Raw genomic sequence first — 511 nt, 5'->3', positions numbered from 1 at the left:
TTATTACAATATCGATTTCATGACCAACATCCCTTCAATCAAATGCGTTTAAAATTAACAACAGAGCTACTTTTGAATGCAAATTTATTGTCTCCAGAACAAATAGTACAACCTAGAATTGCAACAGGTGACGAATTAATGTTAATTCATAAATATGATTACGTCGAAGCTATTAAGCATGCTTCACATGGCATTATCAGTGAAGATGAGGCTAAGAAATATGGATTAAATGATGAAGAGAATGGTCAATTTAAGCATATGCACCGCCATAGTGCCACAATTGTTGGAGGCGCTTTAACTTTAGCAGATCTTATTATGTCAGGCAAAGTATTAAATGGTTGTCACTTAGGTGGTGGTTTGCATCACGCTCAACCTGGTCGAGCAAGTGGTTTTTGTATATACAATGATATTGCAATTACCGCACAATACTTAGCTAAAGAATACAATCAACGCGTTTTAATCATAGATACCGATGCACATCATGGAGATGGTACACAATGGAGTTTCTATG

Annotated in this window: 1 protein-coding gene; it reads left to right on the top strand. The window is 35.8% G+C overall.

Features of this window, described 5'->3' with window-relative positions:
- A partial coding sequence (locus IDG60_RS27335) for an arginase family protein (RefSeq protein ID WP_481906073.1) occupies nucleotides 1-511 on the top strand: 511 nt, incomplete at both ends.

It is taken from the genome of Staphylococcus sp. EG-SA-2 (genome assembly GCF_017152085.1).
This window is presented reverse-complemented; position numbering and strand designations above follow the sequence as displayed.